Here is a 22,492-nt window from a genome sequence, read left to right as displayed (position 1 = left end):
GTACCGTGACCACCATGAACCTCGACGAGCTCGCCCAGCGGGTCGCCACGCTGGAGGCGGAGGTCGGCGTGCTGCGGCAGGAGGCGGCCGCAGCCCGCGCGTTGGCGTCCGGCGCCGATCGCGACGTCGCCGACTACCGGGCCGAGTTGCGCGGGCACACCCGCACGCTCAACGCGCTGCGGGAGACCCAACTCGAACAGGGACAGGCGATCACCGGGCTCGGCGAGAAGGTCGACCAGCTGACCGCGACGGTCGGGCACCTCCGCGATCAGCACGGCGCCCACCTGACCGAGATCGTGGGACTGCTCAACCGGCTGATCGACCGCGACGGCCAGCAGGAGTAGCCTCAGCCGACATATAGCGCAGCCCGCCGGCTTCCCCGTGGCCGGCGGGCTGCGCTATATCCGGGGCCGGTCGCGCGCCCCGACGCCCCCGGCCGGGGTACATGCCACCAGCCCCAAAGTCACCTAACGGTAGCTCGGTGTGGGGGATGTCGGCAGGTCGATAGGGTGTCGGCCGTGGCCAGTAACGTACGCGACGTCCCGACCGGCGACCTGACCACCGAGCAGGTCACCCTGCTGGTGCGGCAGCTCACGGCGATGCACGCCGAACTGTCCGAGGTTCTGGCCATGATGGGCCGTTACGCCGCAGCCGGTGGCCGCGACTACGAGACCTGGGACCGGATCCTCGACGGGATCGGCCGCTCGGCCACCCGGCTCATGCAGTACTCCGGCGACCCGATCCACCCCGACTGGCAGGCCGCCGCCGTGCAGGCCATCGCGGCCGCGGCCGGCGCCACCGTCAAGGACGGGGCCTTGCCCGAGGCCACCCACCGCACCCTGGCCCAGGCCGTGCTGGTGACGGTGTGGCGGTCCGGCGCGCACTTCTTGATCAGCCCGGACGACTGGCCCGATCTGCTGCCCGAGGTGGTCCTCGGCGCGGTGCGCCGGGCGCCGCTGGTCAACGGTGACCCGTTGATGCGCGACCTGCGCGGCGAGGGTCAGGGCTGAGACAGGCCCAGGTCAGGACACCGGAGCGGGGTCGAGGGTGAGGTCGATGTCGGGCAGGTGCGCGTCGTACTGCTCCGGGGTGACGGTGATCTCGTCGGTGGCGTAGACGCCGAACCGGTTGATCCGCATCGTCTGGTACGGCGAGAGCACGGCCAGGTCCTCCGGCGTGATCTCCCAGCCCTCTGCGGCGAGCTGGCGCAGCACGCTCATCATGTCCAGGGTGGTGTGGAAGATGACCGCGTTGGTCAGCAGGGTGGAGAACTTGATGTGTTTCTCCTGCTCGGCGGGGTCGTTGTCCCGCACCCGGCCCTCGTTGCCGAAGCGGCACCAGGCGGAGAAGTTGTTGTAGGACTCGACCTTGTTGGTCGCCGCGGTGGTCCGCCGGCGTAGCTGCGGGTCCGACAGGTACCGCAGCAGCTGGATCGTGCGGATGACCCGGCCGACCTCGCGGAACGCCTTGTAGAAGTTGTTGCGCCGCGAGTAGGTCGACAGCCGGCGCAGCAGCGTCACGGATGAGATCTTCCCGGCGGCCACCGACAGCACGACGCGCATCAGGTCGTCGTAGTGACGTTCGATGAGGTCCCAGTCGATGACGTTGCGGCCGGGCTCGCCGAACAGGGCCTCGATGTGCAGGAACCGGGAGGTCGCGGACACGCGGTAGAAGTTGAGGTCCTTCCAGTTACGCACCCGCGGCATCAGCTCGAACCCGCACAGATGCGCGAGCGCGTACACCGGTAGGGCCTGGCCCTGGGTGTCGGCGTGGATCGTGCCCGGCCGCACCTTCGACTGCTGGTCGAGCAGGCCCTGGATGATGTGCACGGCCTCCCACACCCCGACCGGGATGAACTTGGAGAACAACGCGATGTAGGTGTCCGACACGTAGTGGTAGGCGATTCCGCCGGTGCCGCCGTAGCGGATCGACGTCTCGGCGAGCAGGTTGTCGATGAACGTGTCGACCTGAGTGCCGTCCGCGGCCACCACCGACCCGTCACCCCACACCTTGATCAGGTCCAGCTCGGTGAACGCGTCCACGACGTCGGCGATCGCCTTGTTCAGCTTGCCGATCGTGACGTGCCGGGCCGAGGTGGTGGCCAGTGGGCCTGACCCGGTTTGACGGACATCCCAGCTCAGAGGGGCTGTGTGCTCCTCGGGAGGATGTTCATCATGGAAGGCATGGGCAAGAAACCACGCCGGCCGCGCAGAGCGTTCACGCCGGAGTTCAAGGCGGAGATCGTCGAGGTGTGCCGGCGGGGTGACCGATCGGTGGCGCAGGTCGTGAGGGACTTCGACCTGACCGAGACCGCGGTCCGTGAGTGGGTCAGGCAGGCCGACATCGACGCCGGCACCCGCAGCGACGGGTTGACCAGCGACGAGCGCGACGAGCTGGCGCGGCTGCGGCGGGAGAACCGCCGGCTCCGCGAGGACGTCGACATCCTGAAACGGGCCACGGCTTTCTTCGTGAGGGAGACCCGGTGAACGTGTACCCGTTCATCGAGGCGGAGAAGGCGCGGCCCGACGGGAACGTGAAGCGTTCCTGTGAGCTGCTGGAGGTCTCCCGGTCCGCCTACTACCAGCACCGTGCCGGGCCGTCGCGGCGGGAACGCGACGACGCAGACCTCGCCGCCCGCATCGCGCAGATCCACGCCGACTCGGCCGGCACCTACGGCGCACCCCGGGTCCGCGCCGAACTCGCCGGCCAGGGGCGGCGGCACTCCGGCAAGCGGGTCGCCCGGCTGATGCGGGGCGCCGGGTTGTGCGGCCGCACGCCGAAGCGGTGGCGCACCACGACCGTGCCCGACCCGGGGGCGGCGTTGTCGGCGGACCTGATCCGCCGGGACTTCGACGTCGCCGCCGGCCGGGTCGACACCCGCTGGTGCGGCGACATCACCTACATCCACACGTGGGAGGGCTGGCTGTACCTCGCCACCGTCATCGACATCGCCTCACGCCGGGTTGTGGGCTGGGCGACCGCCGACCACCTACGGACCGATCTGCCCGCTCAGGCGTTGTCCAACGCGATCGCCGTCCGACGCCCGACCGGGCCGGTGATCTTCCACAGCGACCGGGGTTGCCAGTACACGAGTGCGCAGTACGCCCGGCTGGCCGACCGCAACGGGGTGCGGTTGTCGGTTGGTGGGCGGGGTCAGTGCTGGGACAACGCCGTCGCGGAGTCGTTCTTCGCCACGATCAAGACCGAACTGCTCGACCGGAGGGCGTGGCCGACCCGGGCCGCCGCCCGTGCGGCGATCTTCGAGTGGATCGAGGGGTGGTACAACACCCGCCGCCGCCATTCCACCCTGGACTACATGAGCCCGGCCGAGTATGAGGCGACGGCCTATTCCCGCAGGCCAACGAGCAAGGTAGCGTGAGATCAACTTACCGACCCTGTCCGTCAAACCGGGTCAACCCCACAGCTCGTGCGCGGTGACGCCGGCGATGTGCCGGGCGGCCTGCGCCGGGCCCAGGTTCGTGCCGTAGGTGAACGTGGTCAGGATGTAGCGCACGAACGGGTCCTTCAGCTTCGGATCCGAGCCGGAGACCGGGGAGAACCGGCGCCACCACTCCAGCCAGTGCCCGGTCCGGGCCAGGATCCCCATCAGCGTGCGCTCCGGCATCCGGTCCCGCACCGCCAGGGCCAAAGCCTGCGCGGATGCGGTCGGCGGTGCCGCCCGGAACTGCTTGAGCGACGGCCGGCCGGCGTCGTCGATGGTGAAGTCGGCCAGGTCCGGATACGCGCCGTCAGTCGCCCGGCCCTGCCTGTCGAGGCGCTCGTGCAGGTCCGCGCGGAACCCGGCGGCGGTCGCCGGGATGCCGACCTCGGCGCAGAAGCCGGGCAGCATCTCGGCCACCTCCGCGGGAGTGAGTAGCTGGTCGGCCCAGTTCGCGTACGCCTGCGCGCCGGTCACCGCGATGTCCCCGGTGCGCAGTTCCTCGGCCAGGTAGGTCAGCACGCACGCCTCCAGGTGCCGGCGCACGAACATCCCCGGCCGGGCCCGGTCGCGGATCGCCTTGTTCCAGTTCTCCGACGCGAACGACGTGTCGAACACGTGGACCCGCTGCTCACCCGTCTCCGCATCCAGCACCGGGCGGCCGTGCTCGTCGAACACCGGAATTCGGTCCCCGATGTGGTCGCGGGTCAGCATCGTGTGCTCGCGCATGTAGTCCAGCAGCAGCAACACGCTGCGGTCCGCGCTGGTCGCCTCCAGGTCCAGCACGCCGACCATCGCCAGCATCGACGACCGGTCCTTGCGGAAGTGCCGGGCCACCAGCGGCACATGGTTGTCGCCGTGCGTCGCCCGCACCGCGTCGATACGAGTCAGCTCCTCCGGGAAACCGCCCGCGGCCTCGACGGTCTTGCGGGCCATCTCCAGCGCGGCGGCGTGCTGCGCCGCGGCCGGGCCCAGCGGGTCCAAATGCTCCAGGACCTGCCGGTAGTTGATGATCAGCGCCTCGGTGACCTTCTGCTGCTTCTTCTTCAACTCCTCCAACTCCACCCGGGCCCGTTTCGTCAGGGTGGCCACCCGCCGGCAGAACATCTCCGCCGTGTCGTCACGGGCCCGCTGCTGCGCGGCGTAGACCATCGCCGCCAGGATCGCGATGCGTTTCGCGTCCCCGTAGTCACCCAGCACCGCGGCGTCGCCGGCCTCGCCCTCACCGGCGAAATCGGCGATCTTCGACGGGGCGACCCCCTCCCACCAGGCCCGCGAGTCACCGAGACTGTCGACCCACCGCAGATGGTCGATCTGAAGCCGGTAGTTCGTCCACGACGGCCGCGGCGCGGTCCGCCTCAGCCGGTTGTAGTCGCTCTTGGCGCCCGGACCGCCCGCTGTGACGAGCATCCGATTCAATCCGGCCACGCCTGCCGGGCCGATGCGTTCGACGACCAGCGCGAAGATCGCCGAGTTGACCTCCTCACGGATCTGCGCGGCCATCTCGTCCAACGTCGTGTAACCCGGCAGCTCGAACGAGCCCTCGACCAACTTCTCCAACGCCACGTTGATCAAGTCGGCCGGGTCGTTCTTGCGCCCCGCCGCCTCCCGGATCGCCGCGGCCGCCACCGCCCGGGCCGCCGGCATGTCCAATACGACCTCGCTACGCCGGCGGATCAGCATCCGATGATGGCCCCGGGTCCGGTCCGAGTCGTACACCGCGGCGACGTCCTCACCCAGGCCCAGATCCCGGCGGATGTGGGCTACCACCGCCTCGGGGACATCATCCAGGCGCGGGAAGTACCCCATCCGGTTGAAGCACTTCATCTGCACCATGAACGCCAGCAGGTGGCTGTCCGAGCGCACCTGCCCACTCGCCCACGCGATCTCCTCCGGCTGCGGCGTGTAGAACACGTGCAACTCCCGGGCCGACAGGAAGCGCTTGAACCGCGGATACGCGGTCCGCTCGATCGACGTCACGCCACAACCCCAGACCCGCGAAGATCAACCCATACGGACCGGGAACGTACCAAAAGATCAACTATGCCGACGGTCCGGATCGATCACACACGAGGTCCACGACCCTCATCGGCGCAAACGCAAGAACCGCTCAGCCTATTGCCGGTTTCCGCCGTACCTTGGCTGACTCCCCGCAGGCTCCGCACCACCTGACACACCACCCAGCACCACCACGAGGCCCGGGGCAACCGCCCCGGGCCTCACCGCGTCCAGCCCCGGCCGGGACGCTTGTCACCGCCACCACCTACACCCAAGAAGCCGCGCGCCTGGACCGGCCCGCCCGATCCCGGCACGCTGGAACCCCGACGAACGGAGCACCGACCATGACCACCGACCCCGCAGCCACCCGCGCCTACCTGACCGCCACGCTCGACCAAGCCCGCGCCGCCGCCCGCGACAACGACCAGGCCGCCGCCGACGCCGTGACCGCGAAGCTCATCCAGGACGACCGACCCGACGCCCGCCAGGCGATCGCCGACGCCCTACGCCTGCACGCCGCCCGCCACGACCAGCCCAGCCGAGACAGCGCGTGAGATACCTCGCGAGGTAACCGGCGAGACAACCCCCAACACCCACACGATCACAGAAGACCTACGGCTGCCAGGGGAAATGCCTTGACACGTACGTGTCAAGAATGGGAGAATGAAGACACAACACCGGAAGCGACCAGGGGAGGGGCAACATGGCGGGCCAGGCCGAGACCAAGTACGCCGAGGCGTTCGCGCACGAGGTGGCCGAGGTGCTGCGCAGCGCGCCGCAGTCCGCGGCCGCCCGCATCGAGGTCTACCACGACGCCGACGCGCAGACCCCGGCCGTGCGGGTCCGTATCACCCGCGTGCGGTACGAGCTGTTGATGCCCGCCCCCGGCGCGATCTTCGCGCTGTTCTGCAACGGCACGTGGCTCGGCGGTATCAGCCACCGGTTCGGCCAGGTCGACCCGCGCCAGGTGGCGCTGGCCCTGCTCGACCGGATGAGCCAGAGCCTCGCACGTTGACCAGTAATTGACACGTGCGTGACAAGATCAATCGCGACGCCAGCGACCAGGAGTGAGGGAGTAACCATGCCCACGACCGAGACGACCGACACCACCGGCCGGTGGACAGCCAGCACGGCCACCGGCCCCGCCGACTTCACCTCAGTCACGACCCGATGGGAAGACGTCGCCGATGCGTACGTGACCCGCGTATCCAAGATGCTCGGCGCCGCGTGGACCCCGCTGGAGTACCCACCACAGCGACGACGAGGACCAGGCCCGCAAGACCCACCGGGCCGCAGCCCGCAGGCACCCCAAGAAGGGGCAGGCCCGCACGCTGCCCCGCCGCTACGACGAGAACGACCTGTGCACCCGGTGCGGCGAGCACATCGCCGACCCGCGCCCCCCGTTGCCGCGACTGACCCCCCGCGCCCGCCCGGGGTCGACCAGGCCCCGGGCGCCCTCAGCTCGACGCCGAGTGAAGGAGTGACCGCCGTGACCGCCGCTCCGCCTACCATGTGGCCCGTGACCATCACCGTTCCCCTACTCGGCGCCCTGGACAGTGCATGGTCCGCCATCCGCGACCACCACCCCGAGCTACCCGAGGTGGTCGTCACGATCGGGTCCGGCACGCTCGGCGAGCGCGGCCCCGGCCGGCTCGGTCACTACGCCTCCGCCCGGTGGGAGCGCGGCCCCAACGACGAACTGCCCGAGCTGTTCATCGCCGGCGAAGGACTCGACCGCGGTCCGCTCGACGTGCTGGGCACCCTGCTACACGAGGCCGCCCACGGGCTGGCCACCGTCCGTGGGATCGCCGACACCTCCCGACAAGGCCGCTACCACAACACCCGGTACGCCGAGCTGGCGCGCGAGGTCGGCCTGAACGTCGAGCAAGGCCCCAAATTCGGATGGGCCGTCACCCACGTACCAGGCGACACCGCCCACCGGTACGCGCAGCAGATCGAGGCGATCCGCGGTGCCCTGGTCGCCGTACGCCGGCCGGAAAGCCGAGCCACCAGCACCGGGCGCACCAGCAGCAACAACCCCGTAGCCGCCCTGTGCGCCTGCCCACGACGTATCCGAGTCGCACCCAGCGTGCTAGAGCAAGGCCCCATCACGTGCGGCATGTGCGAGCAGGACTTCACCACGGACGACGCCGGCGAGTAGAACCTCCCCACAACACACCCTTCCCCCTCTCCCAGCCCCCGGAGAGCCCTCACGCCAGGACGTGAGGGCTCTTTTCGTGTCCAAAACATTTCATTTCAAATCTCATTCTAAAAATGCGATGCAATGAATTGACGCGATGAGATGCGATGAGTTATCGTGAGGCATGGACGAAACCAGCAGCAGAGGCGAGGGGGCCGCCGTCGCGTCGGCGGTGCCGCTGGAGGCAGCCCAGCACGGGCCCGAGGTGCGCGCGGGAGCGCAGGGCGAATCGCGTCCCGGCCTGTGTGAGTGGCCTGCCGGATGCGCCCGACGCAAGGCCCCGAAGCAGGACGGCGCACGGGGGCCGAGCCCCAAATACTGCGAGCAGGCCGACCCGGAGGGTGGACCTGTGCACAACCCGCTGAACGCCTGGCGGATGAAGAACCGGCCGGGCGGAAGCGCCGAGCCGGTGCCCGGCGAGGAGGAGGACCGCGAGCCGGTCAAGACCGCCGGGGAGACCGCAGACAACGCGCTGACCCGGGCCGAGAAGCTCGCCGCCGGCTTGAAGGAGACCACCGAGCAGCTGACTGCGGCACTGCACACTGCGGCCGACCCGGACGCCGCCGCCGCGCAGATCGCCGCCGCCACCGCCGACGCCCAGGAGAAGGCCGCCACCGCGGCCGCGGCCGCGGCCCGGGCCGAGGCCGCCCGGCTGGACGCGGTCAGACGCGCGGACGATGCCGAGACCGCGGCGGCCGAGATGGCCGAGCAGGCCGAGCTGGCCCGGGCCCGGGCCAGCGCCGACGCGGCCGACGCGCTCGCCCAGGTCGCCGAGCTCACCTCCCAGCTACGCGAGGCCCGTATCCAGGCCACCGACCTGACCGTCCAGCTGGAGCAGGTCAGCGCCGAGCGGGACCAGGCCGCGGGTCAGCGCGACGAGGCCGCCGCCCAGCTCGCCGAGCAGCAGCAACTGACTCAGCGGCACGTCGACGAGCTCGCCGCCGTCCGGGGCGAACTGGAGGACAGCGAACGTCGGGTCGCTGACCTGACCGTCCAGCTGGAGCGGGTCAGCGCCGAGCGGGACCAGGCCGACGAGCAGGCCCGCACCGCGCACACCACACTGGAGCAGCTAGCCGGCGAGCTCGCTACCGCCCGCCAGGCGCAGGAACAGGCCACCGCCCAGGCGGCCGAGGAACTCCAACGGCGCCGGACGGCCGAGCAGACGGCGCGTGAGGCCGGGCAGACGGCCCGGGCCGCCGAGCAGGCCGCCGCCGCGGCGCAGGCTGCCCGCGAGCAGCTCGCCGAACGGCTCGCGGGGCAGGCCGAGCAGATCACCGATCTGCGGGCAGAGCGCGAACAGGCCCGCGAGCAGGCCGAGCACGCCCGTCAGGCCGCGGACGCCGCCCGCGAGCAGCTCGCAGACACCGCGCGCCGAGCAACGCAGCTGGAGACCAGCCTGACCGCCGTGCGCGAGCAGCTGGCCGATGTCCGGACCGACCGCGACCGGGAGCGACAGGAGGCCCAGCAAGAGCGCGACCGGCTACACGCCGAGGTCCGTGCGGCGGAGGACCGTGCCGACCGGCTGACCGAGCGGTTGTCTGCGCTCGTGGCCGGGCAGGCCGGCGGGCAGCAACCCGAGCGGCGGAACTGATCAGGTTGCAGATGGGCCTGGCGGGTCGCACCCCGCCAGGACCCCGACACCCCTCGAAACACCCCCGTTGAGAAGGAGATACGAGAGATGCCATCTACCAGCCTACGGGCCGCCGTGGCGGCCGAGGCCAGGCCACGGTATTGGGGCCGCGCGCAGGTGACTGACGCAGCTACGCTGACCGATCGTCCGATCAGCCGGGCCGGGAAGGGGTCGTGGTGATGGACTTCAGCGACGACCGGCTCACCCAGCTATGGCAGGACTACGGGACCGCGCTGTTGATTGGCGCCGGCCTGCTCGGCCTGCTCGGCCTACTCGGTCTACTCATCTACGTCCGGGTCACTGACGGCAAGCGGGTCCGCCCGGTCGCACTGGCGATCTCCATGAACGTTGCGTTGCTGCTGAACGCCGAAGGCATGTGGGTGGTGGCCAGGGACGATCTGAAGCTGCCCCCGGAGTTCGCCATCCTGGTGTTCGCGGTGTTCGAGATCTTGTTTTTGAACGCCACCGGGCTGGCCGCGGAGCGGTACCGGGCGACCACCGTCCGGGGCTCAAACGGCGAGGTAGTCAAGGCGGGCCACCCGGGCAAGATGGTGTGGGTCGCGTTCGGAATCGCGCTGCTGTCCGGCGCGGTGGTGGCGAGCAACGCGAGCAGCCGGACCGAGGTCCTACTTCGGCTCGGCATCCCCGTCACGATCTTTGCGATGTGGTGGGCCGCGCTAACCGCCGAGGGACAGTCGACCGAGCGCAGCCGGTTCGCGTACAGCCCGCGGAGGATCGCCGAGCGGCGCGGCTGGCTGATCGCTGAGGAAGACCCGGATTTCGCGCGCCTGGCACATGACCGTTCGGTGAAGAAGCTCGTCATGCACGGCGACCGGCTCCGGACCGGTGCGCCACCTGCATGGCTGTGGAGGTGGCAACTGCGCAAGCTCGCCCGCACCGCGACCGCCGTGGTCGAGAGCGAGGCCCTGGACCAACTCAACCGTATCGACCGGATCATGGAACGGATCGCCAAGGGCCACGATCTGACCCGCGAGCAGAACCCGCAGCCCGCCCGGCCCGCCGTGGGTCTGCCCGCTACCCGACAGCGCGCAGACGGCGAACAGGACCGTGCAGACGCCGGCCGGCAGCGGGCAGACGAGTGGCCCACATGGCCGGACCAGACGGACGAGCCGCAGCTGTTCGAGGCGGACAAGAGCAGCAGCGGGCAGGCCCCAGCGAACGCACGTGCGCACGGCCTGAACGGACACGCGCTGCCCGGCATCGACACCGAGACCACCGCGAGGTGGCCGCTGACACAGCGCAACGGCCACGAGCCGGCGACCGGGCACAGCGAACGTACGGGCGAGCACACGGCAGAGCCGCTCGTGGAGGACAAAGCCGCAGTCGGCAGCCCGCAGTGGGCGGACGCGGTGCGCCGGCTGAGCGCGGCTCTGGCCGCTACGTTGCGGCCCGAAGACCTGCGCGGCCACGAGGGGCGCGGCGCCGTTCAGCTCGCCGCCGAGCTCGGCCCGACGGTGCCGGAGCTGGAGACCGAAGCCGTACTCGCGTTCGTCGGCGACTACGCAGGGGCCGCGGCCGGGAACCCGCCGATCTCCGGGATGCCGTGGGAGCAGTTCCTGCCCGCGCAGCAGTTGCCCGGCCCGCGGCCGGACGATGCCCTGCTCGCCGCGTACGGCGAGAGCCTGGCGCGCGAGTTGAAGGAGAAGGGCAAGCTGTCGCGATACCGGGTCGAGCAGGTGACCCGCGCAGGCAGCCGTCAGGCGGAACGGATCCTGGACGTGATCATGCGCGGGCAGACGCCGGCGCAGTCTGAGGGCATCCGGTGAACCGGCCCGTGCAGACGGGCCCTGTGGCCGACCTGCCCGCAGGGCTGTACGAACCCGGCGACCGCGGGCAGACGCTCAACGCCGGTCGGCACGGGTGGTACGTGCGAGCACTGAGCACTGCCGGGGAGACCCTCGCGCAGAGCGCGGACGGGCCGCTCGCCGCCGTTCTCATCGCCGACGCCCTGCGCCGGCACCGGCCGGGATGGAGAGTCACGATCCGCCGCTACGCAGGACCATCCCCGCAGCTCGCTGCATAGCCGCAACGGGCCGAGGGCCTGGCCAGTGGACATCCCCACCGGCCAGGCCCTCGCGTTGTCCGAAACCTATCCCGCGTCGGGCGCTTGCGCGACTGCCGCCCCGGCTGGCTCCACCATCGCCGCAGCAACCGGCCCAGGCGATGGCCGCAGCGCCCGACGTACCGCGCGCCCGCCGGGGTCGTCTTGGATGCCCAGCTCGCGCAGCTGCGCGCGGGACCAACCGCCGGAGACGGCCGCCGCTACCGCGGCATCGTGTGCTTCCAGCGCGGCCCGCAGATCGTCGAGCAACTCGTCGACACGGGACTGTGTCTCGGCTGCTCTCCCGACCAGCTGCGCACGCTGCTGTAGATCCTGTCGCAGCGCCTTGCGTGCCGCCTGTTCCGCGCTGGCACGAACACTACGAGTTGCCATGAGCGCCCTCCCCTCCCAACACAAGATCGGGCGACCAGCCTAGCGCGACCACTTCCCCACGGGGTTGTTGGTTCCAACCCTGTTTTGGCACCGTGGACAAACGCCCTTTCAGAGAGCTCCCGCACGGCGTCAAGGGCGCTTCGCGTCGCTGCGCGATGGCCCTACGGGCCACCCTTGACACCGTGCGGGAGCGACCTATCATCCAGGCCCCCACGGGGGCAGGCACTAGGTTGTCACGCGCATCGCGCCGTGCTGCCAACCGACTGTTCAGCTAGAGGCTCGTTCATGACCATGATCACCCGAGCAAGCTAGAAATAAGGTCACCTTACGGTGCCCTAGGATGGACCATATCCCGGTCCATGGCGCACACTAGTGCGCAGTCGCGTCGCTTCCAGAAAGGTCTCGCTTCACATGACTCAGCTACCCGAGACGACCCACGTTGGTGCCGTCCATTCCCGCCGTCGACAGCGGAACAGTGGAGAGGCGCGGCGGGAGATCCGGGTTAACGCGCGCTTCAATGCGGCTGAGTACGAGCGGGTCGCTGCCAACGCTGCGGCGGCCCGGATGGCTGTGCAGGCATGGTGTGCGAAGGCGGCTGCTGCGCCAGGTATGGCGGCCCGAATCGCGGCGCAGGAGGACGAGCGGGCGGCCATGTTGACGGAGCTGCTCGGGATGCACCGACAGCTCGCCGGGGCCGCCCGGAACCTCAACCAGGTGACCGCGAAGTTGCACGCGCTCGACGAGAGGCCGGACAACCTGGAGGCGATCCTGCGGTACGTGGAGCGAGTCGCTAACCGGGTAGACGACCTCGTGATCCGGATCGCGGCGGAGCGCCGCGGGTGAACCCGAACATCACCAAGGGTTCCCGGTGCCGCGGCCTAGTTGAGTACCTTTTCGGTCCCGGTCGGTCGGACGAGCATGTCAACCAGCGGGTTGTGGCTGGCTACGAGATTCCGGCCGTGCTGGAGCCACCACGGCGAGACGACGGAGCGGCTATTGTGACCGACCTTGTGGCCCGCCTGGAGGCACCATTGATGGCCGCCGGCACCCACGGCGCCAAGGGGACGGTGTGGCACTGTTCGCTGTCGGTGCGCGCCGACGAGCGGCCGATCACGGATGCCGAGTGGCAGGAGATGGCCGGCAAGTTCGTCGATCGCATGGGGTTCGGCCCGAGCGGTGATCAGGCCGGGTGTCGATGGGTTGCCGTTCACCACGGGCCCTCCAAGGAGGGAAACGACCACATTCACTTGGTCGTGACCATGGCGACCGAGGACGGCCGGAAGGTTTACCCGTACCGAGACTTCCCCCGGGCTCAACAGGTCTGCGGCGAGCTGGAGCGTGAGCACTGTCTCCAGGCCCTTTCTCCCGCCCGAGACGGGGCCACCAGCCGGCCCGAGACGACCCGGGCCGAGGTTGAGCGGGCCCGGCGGGCGGGGCAGCCCGCCACCGACAGAGAGATTGTGCGGCGCACAGTCCGCGCGTCGCTGGCCGCAGCCAGCGACGAAGCCGACTGGATTGCCCGGATGAAGGCTGCCGGCCTGCTGGTCAAGCCGCGCACCGCGCGGGAGAACCCGCGCCGGGTGGTGGGCTACTCGGTAGCTGCGAAGCCGGCCGTAGGTAAGCCGGTGTGGTTCGGAGGACGCACTCTCGATCGAGATCTGTCGCTGGCCCAAGTGCGCCGCCGGTGGCCCGGCGCGGCGGACGCGGATCTCATGGGCTGGAAACAGCCAGCCCGGCCGATAAGAACGGAGATGACCAGCGAGGAACGAGTACAGGTATGGACGGCATCGGCCCAGACCATCGGCTCGATACGCGATGGACTGCGTACCGCTCCCCCGCCGCCGGAGCAGCTGCACGCGGTCGCCCGTAGCGCCGCCGACACGCTCGCCCAGATCGCCACCGTCGCCGAGCCCGAAGGAGGGGGACCGGTGTCGAGATCGGCGGACGCATTGGCCCGTGCCGGAGCTCCCCCACGCGGGCAGCGACGCCTGCCGCGCGGGGAAATCAGCAACCGATTGACCGGTGTCGCCGGGGCGCTGGCACTGACCGGGGCAGCGCGGACAGGCCCGGAAATTGCCGGCCTGCTCGCCGTTATCGTGGCCGCCACGCGCCTGGCCCAGGCGATCGCCGAGCTGCGCCAGGCGCAGCAGGCCGCCGCAGCCGCCGCGCAGGCCCGCACGGCCGCCGAGCGGATGATGCCAGTGCTCCAGCGCGCCATGGACGCCGGAGTCAGAGTCCCCGGCCGGGTAGACGGTGGCCGAGCCTCGGACCGGGAACACCCACAGCCCACACCCGCAGCGCCGCAACGGCGCCGTGCAGGCCCACTGGCCGACCGCGGCCCCGAGCGATAGGAGGACAACGTGACGCAACCACCCGAAGACATCGGCGGCGGCCTCGGCCAGCAAGCCGGGACGGCACTCTACGCGGTCGTGATGGCAGCCGGGCAGATCGCCGAAATCATTGTGACGGCGCGGGCCGAAAAGCTGCGCCAGGCCGCCGAGCGCGACCGCGAAGCCGCCCGCGTCTACCGCGCCCAGCTCGACCAGTCCCGAGCCGGGGCCGCCGAACTGTGGCGCCGAGCCGAACGCGATGACTGGTGGCGCCGCGCCAGCCCTGCCGACATCAGCCGGTTGTGGACGTCCGCAGCCAGTTGGCAACACGTCGACCCGCGAGCCGCGGACACCCTCTCGGCGATCCGTGATCGGCTGGCCCGGCGCGGCGTGCGCGTCGAGCAACCGACCGCGAACCCAGGCGACGGCGCATGGCTACGCGAGGCGGTCAACCTCGCGCAGGAGGAACAGCAGGCCACGAGGGCCGCTGGAGGCACGCAGGCCGCGACGGCAGAGACAGTCATGCGGACCTCCGAGGAGAGAGACCTACACGCCACCGCCGTGTATCAGCGGCTCGACGGACAGGACCAGCAGCGCATCGCGGACGCGATCCAGACCGGTTGGCCGGACAAGGCGGACGACCTGACCAACTGCCGCGCATGGCCCGCGCTCGCCGGGCGGATCTGGGAACGGGGCCAAGCCGGGCACGACATGGTCGAGACCGCCCGCCTGCTGTCGGCGAACGACATCAGCCGGGCCCGCCTGCCCGCCGCTCTGACGTGCTGGATTTTCGACCGGATGGCGTTGAAAGAGTTCGCGCAACGGGCCGAGGTCATCGGCGGTGAAGTCGTCGAGCAGAGCACCGAACAGACGGCGACCGTAGCCAGACAGGAGGCGCAGCCCGCCGAGCAGCCCGCCACCACGGCACATGTCGACGCAGCGCAGCTGCGCGCCGCCGCGGCCTTAGTCGTCGAATCACAATTCGGGTCCGCGGCCATGCTGCAACGCCGGATGCAGATCGGCTTCAGCGAGGCCGGACACCTCATGAACGAGCTGGAGACCCGAGGCGTTGTCGGTGCCAGCGGTGATGGCGCACGGGACGTGTATGTGCCGCGCGAACAACTGCCCCAACTACTAGCCAGTCTCGGCACCGGACAGCAGACCGATCACACGAGGGAGACCGAAACGGAAGCCACCACACCACAGCCGACCCCCGCCACGGCGACCCGCGGCGCGGCCGTGGCCCCAGCCGAAGTCACCGCGACCGAAGGCGAAGTTACCAACGCAGCCAGAATTGCACAGGGCTACCCGACACCCGCAGCGGCAAGACCGGCGGTGGCTGACGGTGGCCACCAAGCCGGCACTCCTACCCCCGCCGCCCAACGAGCCCCGCAGCGGCCCGAAGCAGCAGCGCCTAGCGCCGGCCGCTAAAGGGCGTGAGGACCGACCACCAAATGCGACTGATCCACCGCGGCCCAGGTGCCCCGCCACAGGGCCCGACGCCCGTGTCCCCCGACTCAGCTAGGCAGTTGAGTCGGGGGACACACGTGGTAGAACAGGTCTTATCCCCGCACGATGCCGGGGAATCCGGCCTGGTCGGCACGCAGTTCCCACTGCTCCAACGCGGCGGCGTACTCCGCGCGCCGGCGGCGCGGCCCGGTCTGGATCTCGCCGCGCAGCCACAACCGCAGCGCGACCAGCCCGGCGTGCGCCCGGGCGAGGTCTTTATCGTCCAGCGCGACCTCGATCCGCCGCTGCGCCAGTCGGTACGTGCGCCGATCGACGACAACGATCGGACGGTCCGGACCATCAAGACGGCGGCCGACGAAGATGGCCGTCACTGCGAACAGGGCGAGGCCAACAGCGGGCACAAGCAGAGGAAGCAGGAAGTGGCTCACGCGGGGACTCCTCAAAGGGTTGGCTACGTTGAATGTGGCTTTACTCCGGGGTTGAGGTCAACGGCGTGAGGGCTGAGCGGGTCGGGTCGGTGCCCGCAGGCCGGCGAGCTGTACGAAGACCGTGTGGCGCCGGACGGCGAGACCAGCGTCGTCCAGCTCGTATCCCTCCAGCCAGATCCACCCGTCGTAGGTGGGCCTGTTATCCGCAGCGATGACGCGGAGGGTGATCGCACGTGGTCCGCTGAACTGCACGCTGGTGCGCTCATCGAGGCGCAGTACGTCACCTGAACCCGGCCGCCACCGTCCCGGCTTATCGACCATCGCTGCCAACTACGTACGGGCGGACTATCGCCGGGGCGCCAGTGGGATGCTCGACCCACGCCCGGTAGTGCTCACGCAGCCGGGTGGCGCTGGTCAGGTCGTCACATGGCACTGGCCGGCCACATTTCCCACAACAGCCGTTGATGTCGCTGCGGTGAATGGTGAGCAGTTGCTCGGCGTCATCTACTCGAGCGCGGGCGTACGCCCGCATCGCTGCCGAGCCGGACTGGTAGACACCCACGGTCGCTCACCTGCCCGCAGGAAGTCGCGCCGCAACCGGGCCGGTCTGGCAGATGACCTCCCGGCCGACCGGCTCGAACAGCGAGGCGTTGAGCACGAGCACCGCAATCTGCCGTGCGTGGCATGGGGCGACCTGCGTCGGGTGGCAGATCACGCAGTGCTTGTCCCGGCCCGGTCGATGGTCGACGAGCGACTGCCGGGCCAGAGACCACAGCAACGGCGACCAGCAACCGGCAGGCGCCTCAACCGGGGGCAGGTCGACGACCTCGGCCTCGGACATGATGTCGTGGATGGACATCGGCTACACCTCGCCCTGGGCCAGGCGCAGCAGCACCGGCGGCGGTGTCAGGTGGCCGACCGCGTCGATCTGGCCGGCGGCGACCAGGAGGCCAGCGACGAGCTGACGCGCGGCGCATCCGTCAACCAGCCGCTGGCCATCACGCTGTCGCCATGCCCCGCCGCAGAAGCGGCACCGGGAGATGTTCATCCGGCACTGCTTGTGCCGGATGAACACCCGGCGAGCCGCCTTGATCGCGTCTGTTCCGTCGGTGTGCGGCACTGGCCTCCCCTGTCAGATCGTGAAGACCGGGAGCGCGATGTATCGCAGGCTGCTCCCGAGGGGTTTCGGCCCGATTGCGAACGGTGGCCGAATCCACTCGACTATCGCAGTGATACTCTCACCACACAAGTATCGCAGTAATTTGTCTTGCTGGCCCCCGGGCTGACGGCGCAGTCTCAGACTGAGACACTGTGGGCGTGGCCAGGGATCATGAGGAGGGGAACATGTCCGCTCCAACCCCAGTAGCAGGCCCGACCGCGGTCCGCCGCCAGCTCGGCCGGCAACTGCGTGCGCTCCGCGATGCCGCCGGGACGTCCGTCGACGAGGTGGTGGCGCATCGTCGACTCGGCATCAGCCGTGCGAAGCTGTTCAAGATGGAGGCCGGCCGCCACCCGGTCAAACCCCAAGACGTCGCGGTGTTGTGCGCGCACTACCAGGCATCGGCGGAGGAAACCGAGCAGCTGACCGCCCTGGCGCTCGCCACGGCCGGTCAAAGCTGGTGGCACGTCTACGGTGACGATGTCCCGGAGTGGTTCAGCCTCTACCTGGAGATCGAGCCGGCTGCAGCCGCGATCCGCACCTACGAAGCCGAGCTAATCCCAGGCCTGTTACAGACACCCGAGTACGCCCGCGAGGTCTATCGGGCACGCAACCCCGACGACGGCGAGATCGAGCGTCGTGTCGCCCTGCGCATGGAACGGCAGGCGATCCTCACCCGAGACAACCAACCGCCGACATTGCATGTCGTGCTCAACGAAGCGGCCGTGCGGCGCGAGGTCGGCGGACCGGACGTGATGGTCGAGCAAATCACTCGGCTTCGCCAGGCGGCCAGCCGACCCACCATCACTATCTCAGTCCTACCCCTCAAGGCCGGCGCGCACGCAGCGATGGAATCAGCATTCGTGATCTTGGACTTCCCGGACCCGACCGATGACCCGTCAGTCGTCTATATCGACTCGCCCAGCTCCGCCGCGTACCTGCAAAAGGCCGCCGAGATCGCCCGTTACGAAGCGATCTTCGGGCATGTGCTCAGCCAAGCCGTTCCCATCCTGGAGTATCAGCCATGACCAACAACAGCCAGCCTCGTAACTACCGCAAAAGCACTCGATCAGGAGGTTCGGGCGGGAACTGCGTCGAGTGGTCACACACGGCGCACGGCGTCTACATCCGTGACAGCAAGAACCCGGACGGGCCGGAGCTGGTCGCCACGCAAGCCGAATGGGCCGACTTCCTGGCTGCCGTCGCGGCTGACCTGGAGCATCCGTGGATCAGCCACGAGCCGGCCGGAGTGCACTTCACCAAGGATGGTCACCGGCTTGAGTTCACCGCCGCCGAATGGACCGCGTTTGTCGCGGGCGTCCACGCCGGCGAGTGTGAGCGCGAGCCCGCCACCGTCTAGAGCCGGTCATCGAGCCGGGGTCGCCACCGGCCTCTATCCTGACCATTGAGGACGCTGTCAGTTCCTCCGTGCTGGCAGCTTCCTCGTGCTTCCCAGACCCTTGCCAACTGAGGTTATGGGCGAGAGTGGCGGGGTGGCCCGCCAACGGGGGGTGCTTTGTCGGCGAAGTGCACGCGGATCGATTGCGGTGCGGCCAGGGCGGGCGCGGGTTCGGCTTCGACGTGGCGCTGGCTGTCGCACTCCCGGAACGGCCCGTGGTCGCCGGTCAGGTCGGCCACGGCCGGGGCGAAATGGTCCCGGTACCAGACCGACAGGCCGGTGCCGGGGTCTAGACGTAGTGCCTCCCACGCCCGCCAGAGCGATTCGAGCCGGTCGAGGGCTAGGGGATGAGCCCACCAGCGGGGGCACCACCGCAGGCCCTCACCGCGCCCTGCAGATGTCTGTCGTTTGTATTCGCCGAACAGCAGCACGAAGACATCACGGACCCACTGGTCAGCATCGCGGTAGACTGGTTTGATCTTCGGTGCGGACGGCCCGGCTGGGGAGTTCTCAGGGCCGGTGTCGTCGTGGTCGCCTTCCAACTGGGCCAAAACGTCGTCAATCGAGGTCACCGCCGGTCACCTCCGGCGGCCGTGTCGAAATTGAACGCGGGCACCGCGGCCAGGGCGGTGCTGTAGTGCTCGCCAGCCGGGTCGTAGCGGGCCAGCGACGCGCGGATCTGCTCGGCGTAGGGAGTCTCCTGCCAGGGTCGCGTGCGGCCGAGGATAACCGGCGCCCCGGACGGGATGACGATGGTGCGGCCGAACGCCAGCGACGCGAGTTCGGCCACGGTCAGGATGCTTTCCTTGCGAGGCTGGAGCGACGTAGACCGGCCGCCGCGACCTGTCGAGACCGAGCGCACCGGCACGTCGCGCTCGCCGATCAGGTCCGAGATCCTCCTGAGGAATGCGGCATCCTTGATGCCGCCGCCGTAGGTGATGATGTTCGCCGCAGCGAACATGCTCTCCATACCCTCGCGACCCCAGACCCCTTCACCCTGCGTGTAGCTCTGCAATACCGCGACAAGCGGCATTCCCCTGCTGCCGTAGAAGCTGAACAGCTGCGGCAGCCGCTTGATTCGGACGACGTTCGCCAATTCGTCCAGAAAGGACACCATCGGTGGGTCCAGGCGACGACCCGGCATCCGCATGGCGGCCTCGCTGCCCGCTTCGTGGACGGCGTCGACGAGCGCCGAGACCAGCGGGGCGGGGGAGCTGGGACCGCCCTCGCTGACCAAGTACAGGGTGTCTGTGCTGGTCACGAACGGCTCGGGTAGGAACTCCGACAGGCCCGGCTGTTCGGTGATCCACCGGGCGTAGGCCGGTTCGAGTAGGCAGACCAGCATTTCCTGCGCGGTGCCGTAGATGCTGCCCCTGAACTTGTCCGGCTTGCTGATGGTGCCCCATAGGGAGCTCGCGGCGCTGGCGGGGCCGCCGTGGCCGGAGCTCTCCAGCAGCTTGGCGGGCTCTTCCTCGCCCGGCCGGGTCGTCCAGTCGTAGACGTCGAGCAGCGTGCGGCCCGACGCTGCGGCCGCGAGAATCAGGTTGGCGAGCAGCGCCTCAGCGAACAGGTCCCACTCGTTCTTTCCGGTGCTGCGTTCGCCCGCGCTGAACGCCGAGGCGAGCCGTCGAGCGTGGGTGATCGAGGTGACCTGCCGCAGGGGGTTGAACCAGCACTCCTGCCGCCGCCCGGTCAGGCCCTGCGGGTCGAACACCCAGACCCGGCCGCGCTGTTCCTGGACGAGGCGGGTCGCGTCGACGAAGTCCGGCTTGTTGCTGGTGGCCAGCACTGGCCCAGGCGCCTCCACGATGCCCGGGATGATCCGGGCGGTCGTCTTGCCCCGCCGGGTGCCGGCCAGTTCGACGTTGGTGGACTCGAAGTCCATGCGCAGCAGCACCTTGTTGGCCACGGTGTAGCACAGCGGGACACCGGTGTCGGCGTCGGTGACCGGCCCCGTCATGCCCGGCCGCAGCCGGGCCGCGCTGGCCCGGACTGCGGCGGGGTCGAGGTTGCCGAGCTCACCGCGACGTCCCATGTGGCCGGCCTTGCGGTCGATCTTCGAGCGGCCGCCGCGCAGGCGCCGCCACAGCAGCAGACCCCCGATCGTGAGCAGCGCCAGCACGAGTAGTTCGCCAGCGAGCACGAGCGTACACATGCCCGTCCATTGCACCTTGCCCGTAGCCACGGCCAAAGTCGCGCCGATGGGGCCGTGCCGACAAGTACGGCCCGTTCGTGGTGGGCGGTGGCCGGATGGGTTACGTGGAAGCACCGGTGGAGGTCCGCGGCAGTCACGGTCAGGTCTGTGGTCTGTGGCCGTTCGGGATCGGCACCGGCGCACCGCTGGTAGGGGTGCCGATGGGCAAGCACCTACGCACGTCCAGCACGGTGTGCTTCGACCCGAGCGTTTCCGGGACGGATAGAACTGGGCATTTTCTGGGCATCTCTGGTTGACTGATGGGGAACCCCGAGGAGGTTCCATGCCGACCACCCCACCGTCCGCCGCGATCCCCGACGACGTGCACGAGGCGATGACCGCCGCGCTGCGCACCTTGGCCCGTCCGGGCCTGCCGTTCGCCCCGGACGTTGTCGATGACGTGCTGCTCGACCTGCCCGGCGTCCGCGCCCGGGCCACGAACCCCGACGACCGCGCGTCGCGGGCGGCCGCGTTCGAGGGTCTGCTGCGCTGGTGCCTGGCCCGCTTCGATGACGAGTCGCTGACCGACGCCGCCCGGGCGCTGTTCGGGCTGCCGCCCGCGGTCAGCGGGACGACCCTCACCCAGCGGCGCGAGGTCGCCGCTGCGGCGTCCGGGCACGAGGTGCACCACTTCCGCAAGCGGATCGAGCCGCGGCTGCTGGGCCTGCTCGCGTGGGCGCTGCGCCGTGACAGCGACGAGTACGCGATGACCCGGGCGCTCGCCCCGCCGCTCGCGCCGGCATCGGCCCGGCCCCGGGTGCCGGCCGACCCGTTCGCGTGGGAGGCCGCTGAGCACGCCGAGCTGCTGTCGCGGTTGTGGAGCGGGGTGTACCTGCTGCGTGCCGAGCTGCTCGGCTTGGCCCGGGCGCGCAGTATGCGCGCCGAGCCCGCCGCCCTGGTCGCCGCCGCGTGCACCGCGCTGCGCCGGTACGGGCAGCTGCTCGCCCTGGCGCAGCGCTACCGGGCCGCGTACGGCGAGGTGCTGCTGCACGCCGACACCGGCCTGACCCCCGAGGGCCTGGCGGACCTCGCCGGGTGGACGCCGCCGCTCAATTCGGGCCAGCGGCAGGCGCTCGCGGCGGCCGCCGCCGACGCGCCCACTGAGTTGGCGTTCCTGGCCACCGTGCCAGGCGAGGTGAGCGCCCGCTGGTGCGAGGCGCTGACCGGCTTCAACCCGGGCACCGCCACCGGCCGCGCCCCCGACCCCACAGACCAGCAGTGACACACCGACCCATGAGGAGAGCAGCGTGACCGAACAGCGGTATGTGATCACCGGCGGGCCGTCCGCCGGCAAGGAAGGCGTGTTCGCCGAGATGGCCGAACGCGGGTTGCCAATCACCGAGGGCGAGCCGGCGCGGGAGATCTACCGGGCGCACCGCGAACGTCTCGGCCGGCACCTGGAGGTGGGCGACCGCCGCGCCTACTCCCGCGAGGTGCTGGGGGCGTTCATCGCCGAGTACCGGGCCCACACCGGTGGGCTGCACTTCTACAACCGGGGCATCCCCGACGGGGACGGATGGGACCGGGCGTTCGGCCTGGACCCGTACCCGGAGCTGCGCGAGGCCACCGAGAAGTACCGCTACGACGGGGTGTTCGTCCTCGATCCTCTGGACGACTTCAACAGCGAGGACGATCTGGTGTGGGCCAAGGAACGCGAGATCGTCCGCGTCCACCAGCTGATCATCCAGGGCTACTACGACGCCGGGTACTCGCCGATCTTCGTGCCCGCCAACGACGCCGCCGCCCGAGTCGACTTCATCCTCGCCAACGTGCCCGCCGCCGCATAGCTG

25 protein-coding genes and 2 pseudogenes are annotated in these 22,492 nt (G+C 69.9%); 18 read left to right on the top strand and 9 right to left on the bottom strand.

What is annotated here, in order from left to right; genetic code table 11:
• Positions 1-14: 14 nt before the first annotated feature.
• Both QTQ03_RS29460 and QTQ03_RS29455 read left to right on the top strand, forming a co-directional pair.
• Entirely contained in the window at positions 15-344 is a 330-nt protein-coding gene (locus QTQ03_RS29460; RefSeq protein WP_289281226.1) for a hypothetical protein, read from the top strand.
• A gap of 174 nt (positions 345-518) precedes the next feature.
• Positions 519-1,010 carry a hypothetical protein gene (locus QTQ03_RS29455; protein ID WP_289281225.1) on the top strand — a complete coding sequence of 164 codons (492 nt, stop codon included), beginning with the start codon at positions 519-521 and terminating at the stop codon, positions 1,008-1,010.
• A gap of 12 nt (positions 1,011-1,022) precedes the next feature.
• Here QTQ03_RS29455 and QTQ03_RS29450 read toward each other — a convergent pair.
• A pseudogene (locus QTQ03_RS29450) lies at positions 1,023-2,105 on the bottom strand (Tn3 family transposase); the annotation flags it as partial.
• Positions 2,106-2,165: 60 nt separating this feature from the next.
• Between QTQ03_RS29450 and QTQ03_RS29445 the strand changes: the two are divergent.
• Complete coding sequence (locus tag QTQ03_RS29445; RefSeq protein ID WP_502889683.1) at positions 2,166-2,486, top strand: transposase; 321 nt, start codon at positions 2,166-2,168, stop codon at positions 2,484-2,486.
• Positions 2,483-3,379, top strand: coding sequence for an IS3 family transposase (locus tag QTQ03_RS29440; RefSeq protein ID WP_289276716.1), 897 nt, complete (start codon positions 2,483-2,485; stop codon positions 3,377-3,379). Before QTQ03_RS29445 ends, QTQ03_RS29440 begins: the two co-directional genes overlap by 4 nt.
• Positions 3,380-3,421: 42 nt before the next feature.
• Here QTQ03_RS29440 and QTQ03_RS29435 read toward each other — a convergent pair.
• A pseudogene (locus QTQ03_RS29435) lies at positions 3,422-5,419 on the bottom strand (DUF4158 domain-containing protein); the annotation flags it as partial.
• Positions 5,420-5,781: 362 nt separating this feature from the next.
• Here QTQ03_RS29435 and QTQ03_RS29430 point away from each other — a divergent pair.
• The 6 genes from QTQ03_RS29430 (at position 5,782) to QTQ03_RS29405 (ending at position 11,311) form a co-directional block, all read left to right on the top strand.
• A complete protein-coding gene (locus QTQ03_RS29430; RefSeq protein WP_289281223.1) occupies positions 5,782-5,991 on the top strand; it encodes a hypothetical protein in 210 nt (69 codons plus the stop codon).
• 149 nt (positions 5,992-6,140) lie between these two features.
• Positions 6,141-6,452, top strand: a complete 312-nt coding sequence (locus tag QTQ03_RS29425; protein ID WP_289281222.1) for a hypothetical protein — start codon at positions 6,141-6,143, stop codon at positions 6,450-6,452.
• A gap of 504 nt (positions 6,453-6,956) precedes the next feature.
• On the top strand, positions 6,957-7,598 hold the full coding sequence (locus QTQ03_RS29420) for a hypothetical protein (protein WP_289281221.1): 642 nt from the start codon (positions 6,957-6,959) through the stop codon (positions 7,596-7,598).
• Positions 7,599-7,761: 163 nt separating this feature from the next.
• On the top strand, positions 7,762-9,228 hold the full coding sequence (locus QTQ03_RS29415) for a coiled-coil domain-containing protein (RefSeq protein ID WP_289281220.1): 1,467 nt from the start codon (positions 7,762-7,764) through the stop codon (positions 9,226-9,228).
• 218 nt (positions 9,229-9,446) lie between these two features.
• Positions 9,447-11,054, top strand: a complete 1,608-nt coding sequence (locus QTQ03_RS29410) for a hypothetical protein (RefSeq protein ID WP_289281219.1) — start codon at positions 9,447-9,449, stop codon at positions 11,052-11,054.
• A gap of 8 nt (positions 11,055-11,062) precedes the next feature.
• Complete coding sequence (locus tag QTQ03_RS29405) at positions 11,063-11,311, top strand: hypothetical protein (protein WP_289281218.1); 249 nt, start codon at positions 11,063-11,065, stop codon at positions 11,309-11,311.
• Positions 11,312-11,377: 66 nt separating this feature from the next.
• On the opposite strand, the gene QTQ03_RS29400 is transcribed toward QTQ03_RS29405, so the two are convergent.
• Complete coding sequence (locus tag QTQ03_RS29400; protein WP_289281217.1) at positions 11,378-11,722, bottom strand: hypothetical protein; 345 nt, start codon at positions 11,720-11,722, stop codon at positions 11,378-11,380.
• 411 nt (positions 11,723-12,133) lie between these two features.
• Here QTQ03_RS29400 and QTQ03_RS29395 point away from each other — a divergent pair, with 411 nt between their 5' ends.
• The 3 genes from QTQ03_RS29395 to QTQ03_RS29385 all read left to right on the top strand — a co-directional run bounded on the left by QTQ03_RS29395 (position 12,134) and on the right by QTQ03_RS29385 (position 15,483).
• On the top strand, positions 12,134-12,565 hold the full coding sequence (locus tag QTQ03_RS29395; protein ID WP_289281216.1) for a plasmid mobilization protein: 432 nt from the start codon (positions 12,134-12,136) through the stop codon (positions 12,563-12,565).
• Positions 12,566-12,720: 155 nt separating this feature from the next.
• The gene (locus QTQ03_RS29390) at positions 12,721-14,073 is read left to right on the top strand and encodes a relaxase/mobilization nuclease domain-containing protein (protein WP_289281215.1); all 1,353 of its coding nucleotides are present in this window, start codon (positions 12,721-12,723) and stop codon (positions 14,071-14,073) included.
• An 81-nt stretch (positions 14,074-14,154) separates the two neighbouring features.
• Positions 14,155-15,483, top strand: coding sequence for a DNA translocase FtsK (locus QTQ03_RS29385; RefSeq protein ID WP_289281214.1), 1,329 nt, complete (start codon positions 14,155-14,157; stop codon positions 15,481-15,483).
• A 131-nt stretch (positions 15,484-15,614) separates the two neighbouring features.
• On the opposite strand, the gene QTQ03_RS29380 is transcribed toward QTQ03_RS29385, so the two are convergent.
• From QTQ03_RS29380 to QTQ03_RS29365, 4 genes are all read right to left on the bottom strand, one after another.
• Positions 15,615-15,950 (bottom strand): hypothetical protein, encoded by a 336-nt coding sequence (locus QTQ03_RS29380; RefSeq protein WP_289281213.1) that lies wholly within the window; start codon positions 15,948-15,950, stop codon positions 15,615-15,617.
• A gap of 57 nt (positions 15,951-16,007) precedes the next feature.
• Positions 16,008-16,271 carry a hypothetical protein gene (locus tag QTQ03_RS29375; RefSeq protein ID WP_289281212.1) on the bottom strand — a complete coding sequence of 88 codons (264 nt, stop codon included), beginning with the start codon at positions 16,269-16,271 and terminating at the stop codon, positions 16,008-16,010.
• A gap of 247 nt (positions 16,272-16,518) precedes the next feature.
• Positions 16,519-16,809 (bottom strand): hypothetical protein, encoded by a 291-nt coding sequence (locus tag QTQ03_RS29370; protein ID WP_289281211.1) that lies wholly within the window; start codon positions 16,807-16,809, stop codon positions 16,519-16,521.
• A gap of 3 nt (positions 16,810-16,812) precedes the next feature.
• Positions 16,813-17,070, bottom strand: a complete 258-nt coding sequence (locus QTQ03_RS29365; RefSeq protein ID WP_289281210.1) for a hypothetical protein — start codon at positions 17,068-17,070, stop codon at positions 16,813-16,815.
• A gap of 224 nt (positions 17,071-17,294) precedes the next feature.
• Between QTQ03_RS29365 and QTQ03_RS29360 the strand changes: the two genes are divergently transcribed.
• Both QTQ03_RS29360 and QTQ03_RS30505 read left to right on the top strand, forming a co-directional pair.
• Entirely contained in the window at positions 17,295-18,137 is an 843-nt protein-coding gene (locus QTQ03_RS29360; protein WP_289281209.1) for a helix-turn-helix domain-containing protein, read from the top strand.
• Complete coding sequence (locus tag QTQ03_RS30505; RefSeq protein WP_353890663.1) at positions 18,134-18,469, top strand: DUF397 domain-containing protein; 336 nt, start codon at positions 18,134-18,136, stop codon at positions 18,467-18,469. Before QTQ03_RS29360 ends, QTQ03_RS30505 begins: the two co-directional genes overlap by 4 nt.
• Positions 18,470-18,582: 113 nt before the next feature.
• Here the strand turns inward: QTQ03_RS30505 and QTQ03_RS29350 are convergent, their stop codons facing one another.
• Both QTQ03_RS29350 and QTQ03_RS29345 read right to left on the bottom strand, forming a co-directional pair.
• Positions 18,583-19,080: a DUF4913 domain-containing protein gene (locus QTQ03_RS29350; RefSeq protein WP_289281208.1), complete on the bottom strand. Its 498-nt coding sequence runs from the start codon at positions 19,078-19,080 to the stop codon at positions 18,583-18,585.
• Positions 19,077-20,663, bottom strand: a complete 1,587-nt coding sequence (locus tag QTQ03_RS29345) for a type IV secretory system conjugative DNA transfer family protein (RefSeq protein WP_289281207.1) — start codon at positions 20,661-20,663, stop codon at positions 19,077-19,079. The genes QTQ03_RS29350 and QTQ03_RS29345 overlap by 4 nt, the downstream gene beginning before the upstream one ends.
• 95 nt (positions 20,664-20,758) lie before the next feature.
• Here QTQ03_RS29345 and QTQ03_RS29340 point away from each other — a divergent pair, with 95 nt between their 5' ends.
• From QTQ03_RS29340 to QTQ03_RS29330, 3 genes are read left to right on the top strand one after another with little or no spacing between them, the layout of a single operon-like run.
• Positions 20,759-20,959: a hypothetical protein gene (locus tag QTQ03_RS29340; protein WP_289281206.1), complete on the top strand. Its 201-nt coding sequence runs from the start codon at positions 20,759-20,761 to the stop codon at positions 20,957-20,959.
• A gap of 26 nt (positions 20,960-20,985) precedes the next feature.
• Positions 20,986-21,924, top strand: coding sequence for a hypothetical protein (locus QTQ03_RS29335; RefSeq protein WP_289281205.1), 939 nt, complete (start codon positions 20,986-20,988; stop codon positions 21,922-21,924).
• A gap of 25 nt (positions 21,925-21,949) precedes the next feature.
• Positions 21,950-22,489: an AAA family ATPase gene (locus tag QTQ03_RS29330; RefSeq protein ID WP_289281204.1), complete on the top strand. Its 540-nt coding sequence runs from the start codon at positions 21,950-21,952 to the stop codon at positions 22,487-22,489.
• Positions 22,490-22,492 lie beyond the last annotated feature (3 nt).

Origin of the sequence: Micromonospora sp. WMMA1363 (assembly GCF_030345795.1) — a bacterium.
Classification (GTDB): domain Bacteria; phylum Actinomycetota; class Actinomycetes; order Mycobacteriales; family Micromonosporaceae; genus Micromonospora.
The sequence above is the reverse complement of the archived record's forward strand: the minus strand, read 5'-3'. Positions and strand labels throughout refer to the sequence as shown.

What these genes read in the sequence shown, in the direction of transcription:
- QTQ03_RS29460 (WP_289281226.1), top strand. Translation starts at nt 15, where the DNA reads ATGAACCTCGACGAGCTCGCCCAGCGGGTCGCCACGCTGGAGGCGGAG.
- QTQ03_RS29445 (WP_502889683.1), top strand. Translation starts at nt 2,166, where the DNA reads ATGTTCATCATGGAAGGCATGGGCAAGAAACCACGCCGGCCGCGCAGA.
- QTQ03_RS29430 (WP_289281223.1), top strand. Translation starts at nt 5,782, where the DNA reads ATGACCACCGACCCCGCAGCCACCCGCGCCTACCTGACCGCCACGCTC.
- QTQ03_RS29425 (WP_289281222.1), top strand. Translation starts at nt 6,141, where the DNA reads ATGGCGGGCCAGGCCGAGACCAAGTACGCCGAGGCGTTCGCGCACGAG.
- QTQ03_RS29415 (WP_289281220.1), top strand. Translation starts at nt 7,762, where the DNA reads ATGGACGAAACCAGCAGCAGAGGCGAGGGGGCCGCCGTCGCGTCGGCG.
- QTQ03_RS29410 (WP_289281219.1), top strand. Translation starts at nt 9,447, where the DNA reads ATGGACTTCAGCGACGACCGGCTCACCCAGCTATGGCAGGACTACGGG.
- QTQ03_RS29400 (WP_289281217.1), bottom strand. Translation starts at nt 11,722, where the DNA reads ATGGCAACTCGTAGTGTTCGTGCCAGCGCGGAACAGGCGGCACGCAAG.
- QTQ03_RS29395 (WP_289281216.1), top strand. Translation starts at nt 12,134, where the DNA reads ATGACTCAGCTACCCGAGACGACCCACGTTGGTGCCGTCCATTCCCGC.
- QTQ03_RS29385 (WP_289281214.1), top strand. Translation starts at nt 14,155, where the DNA reads ATGGCAGCCGGGCAGATCGCCGAAATCATTGTGACGGCGCGGGCCGAA.
- QTQ03_RS29375 (WP_289281212.1), bottom strand. Translation starts at nt 16,271, where the DNA reads ATGGTCGATAAGCCGGGACGGTGGCGGCCGGGTTCAGGTGACGTACTG.
- QTQ03_RS29370 (WP_289281211.1), bottom strand. Translation starts at nt 16,809, where the DNA reads ATGTCCATCCACGACATCATGTCCGAGGCCGAGGTCGTCGACCTGCCC.
- QTQ03_RS29360 (WP_289281209.1), top strand. Translation starts at nt 17,295, where the DNA reads ATGTCCGCTCCAACCCCAGTAGCAGGCCCGACCGCGGTCCGCCGCCAG.
- QTQ03_RS30505 (WP_353890663.1), top strand. Translation starts at nt 18,134, where the DNA reads ATGACCAACAACAGCCAGCCTCGTAACTACCGCAAAAGCACTCGATCA.
- QTQ03_RS29345 (WP_289281207.1), bottom strand. Translation starts at nt 20,663, where the DNA reads ATGTGTACGCTCGTGCTCGCTGGCGAACTACTCGTGCTGGCGCTGCTC.
- QTQ03_RS29340 (WP_289281206.1), top strand. Translation starts at nt 20,759, where the DNA reads ATGGGTTACGTGGAAGCACCGGTGGAGGTCCGCGGCAGTCACGGTCAG.
- QTQ03_RS29335 (WP_289281205.1), top strand. Translation starts at nt 20,986, where the DNA reads ATGCCGACCACCCCACCGTCCGCCGCGATCCCCGACGACGTGCACGAG.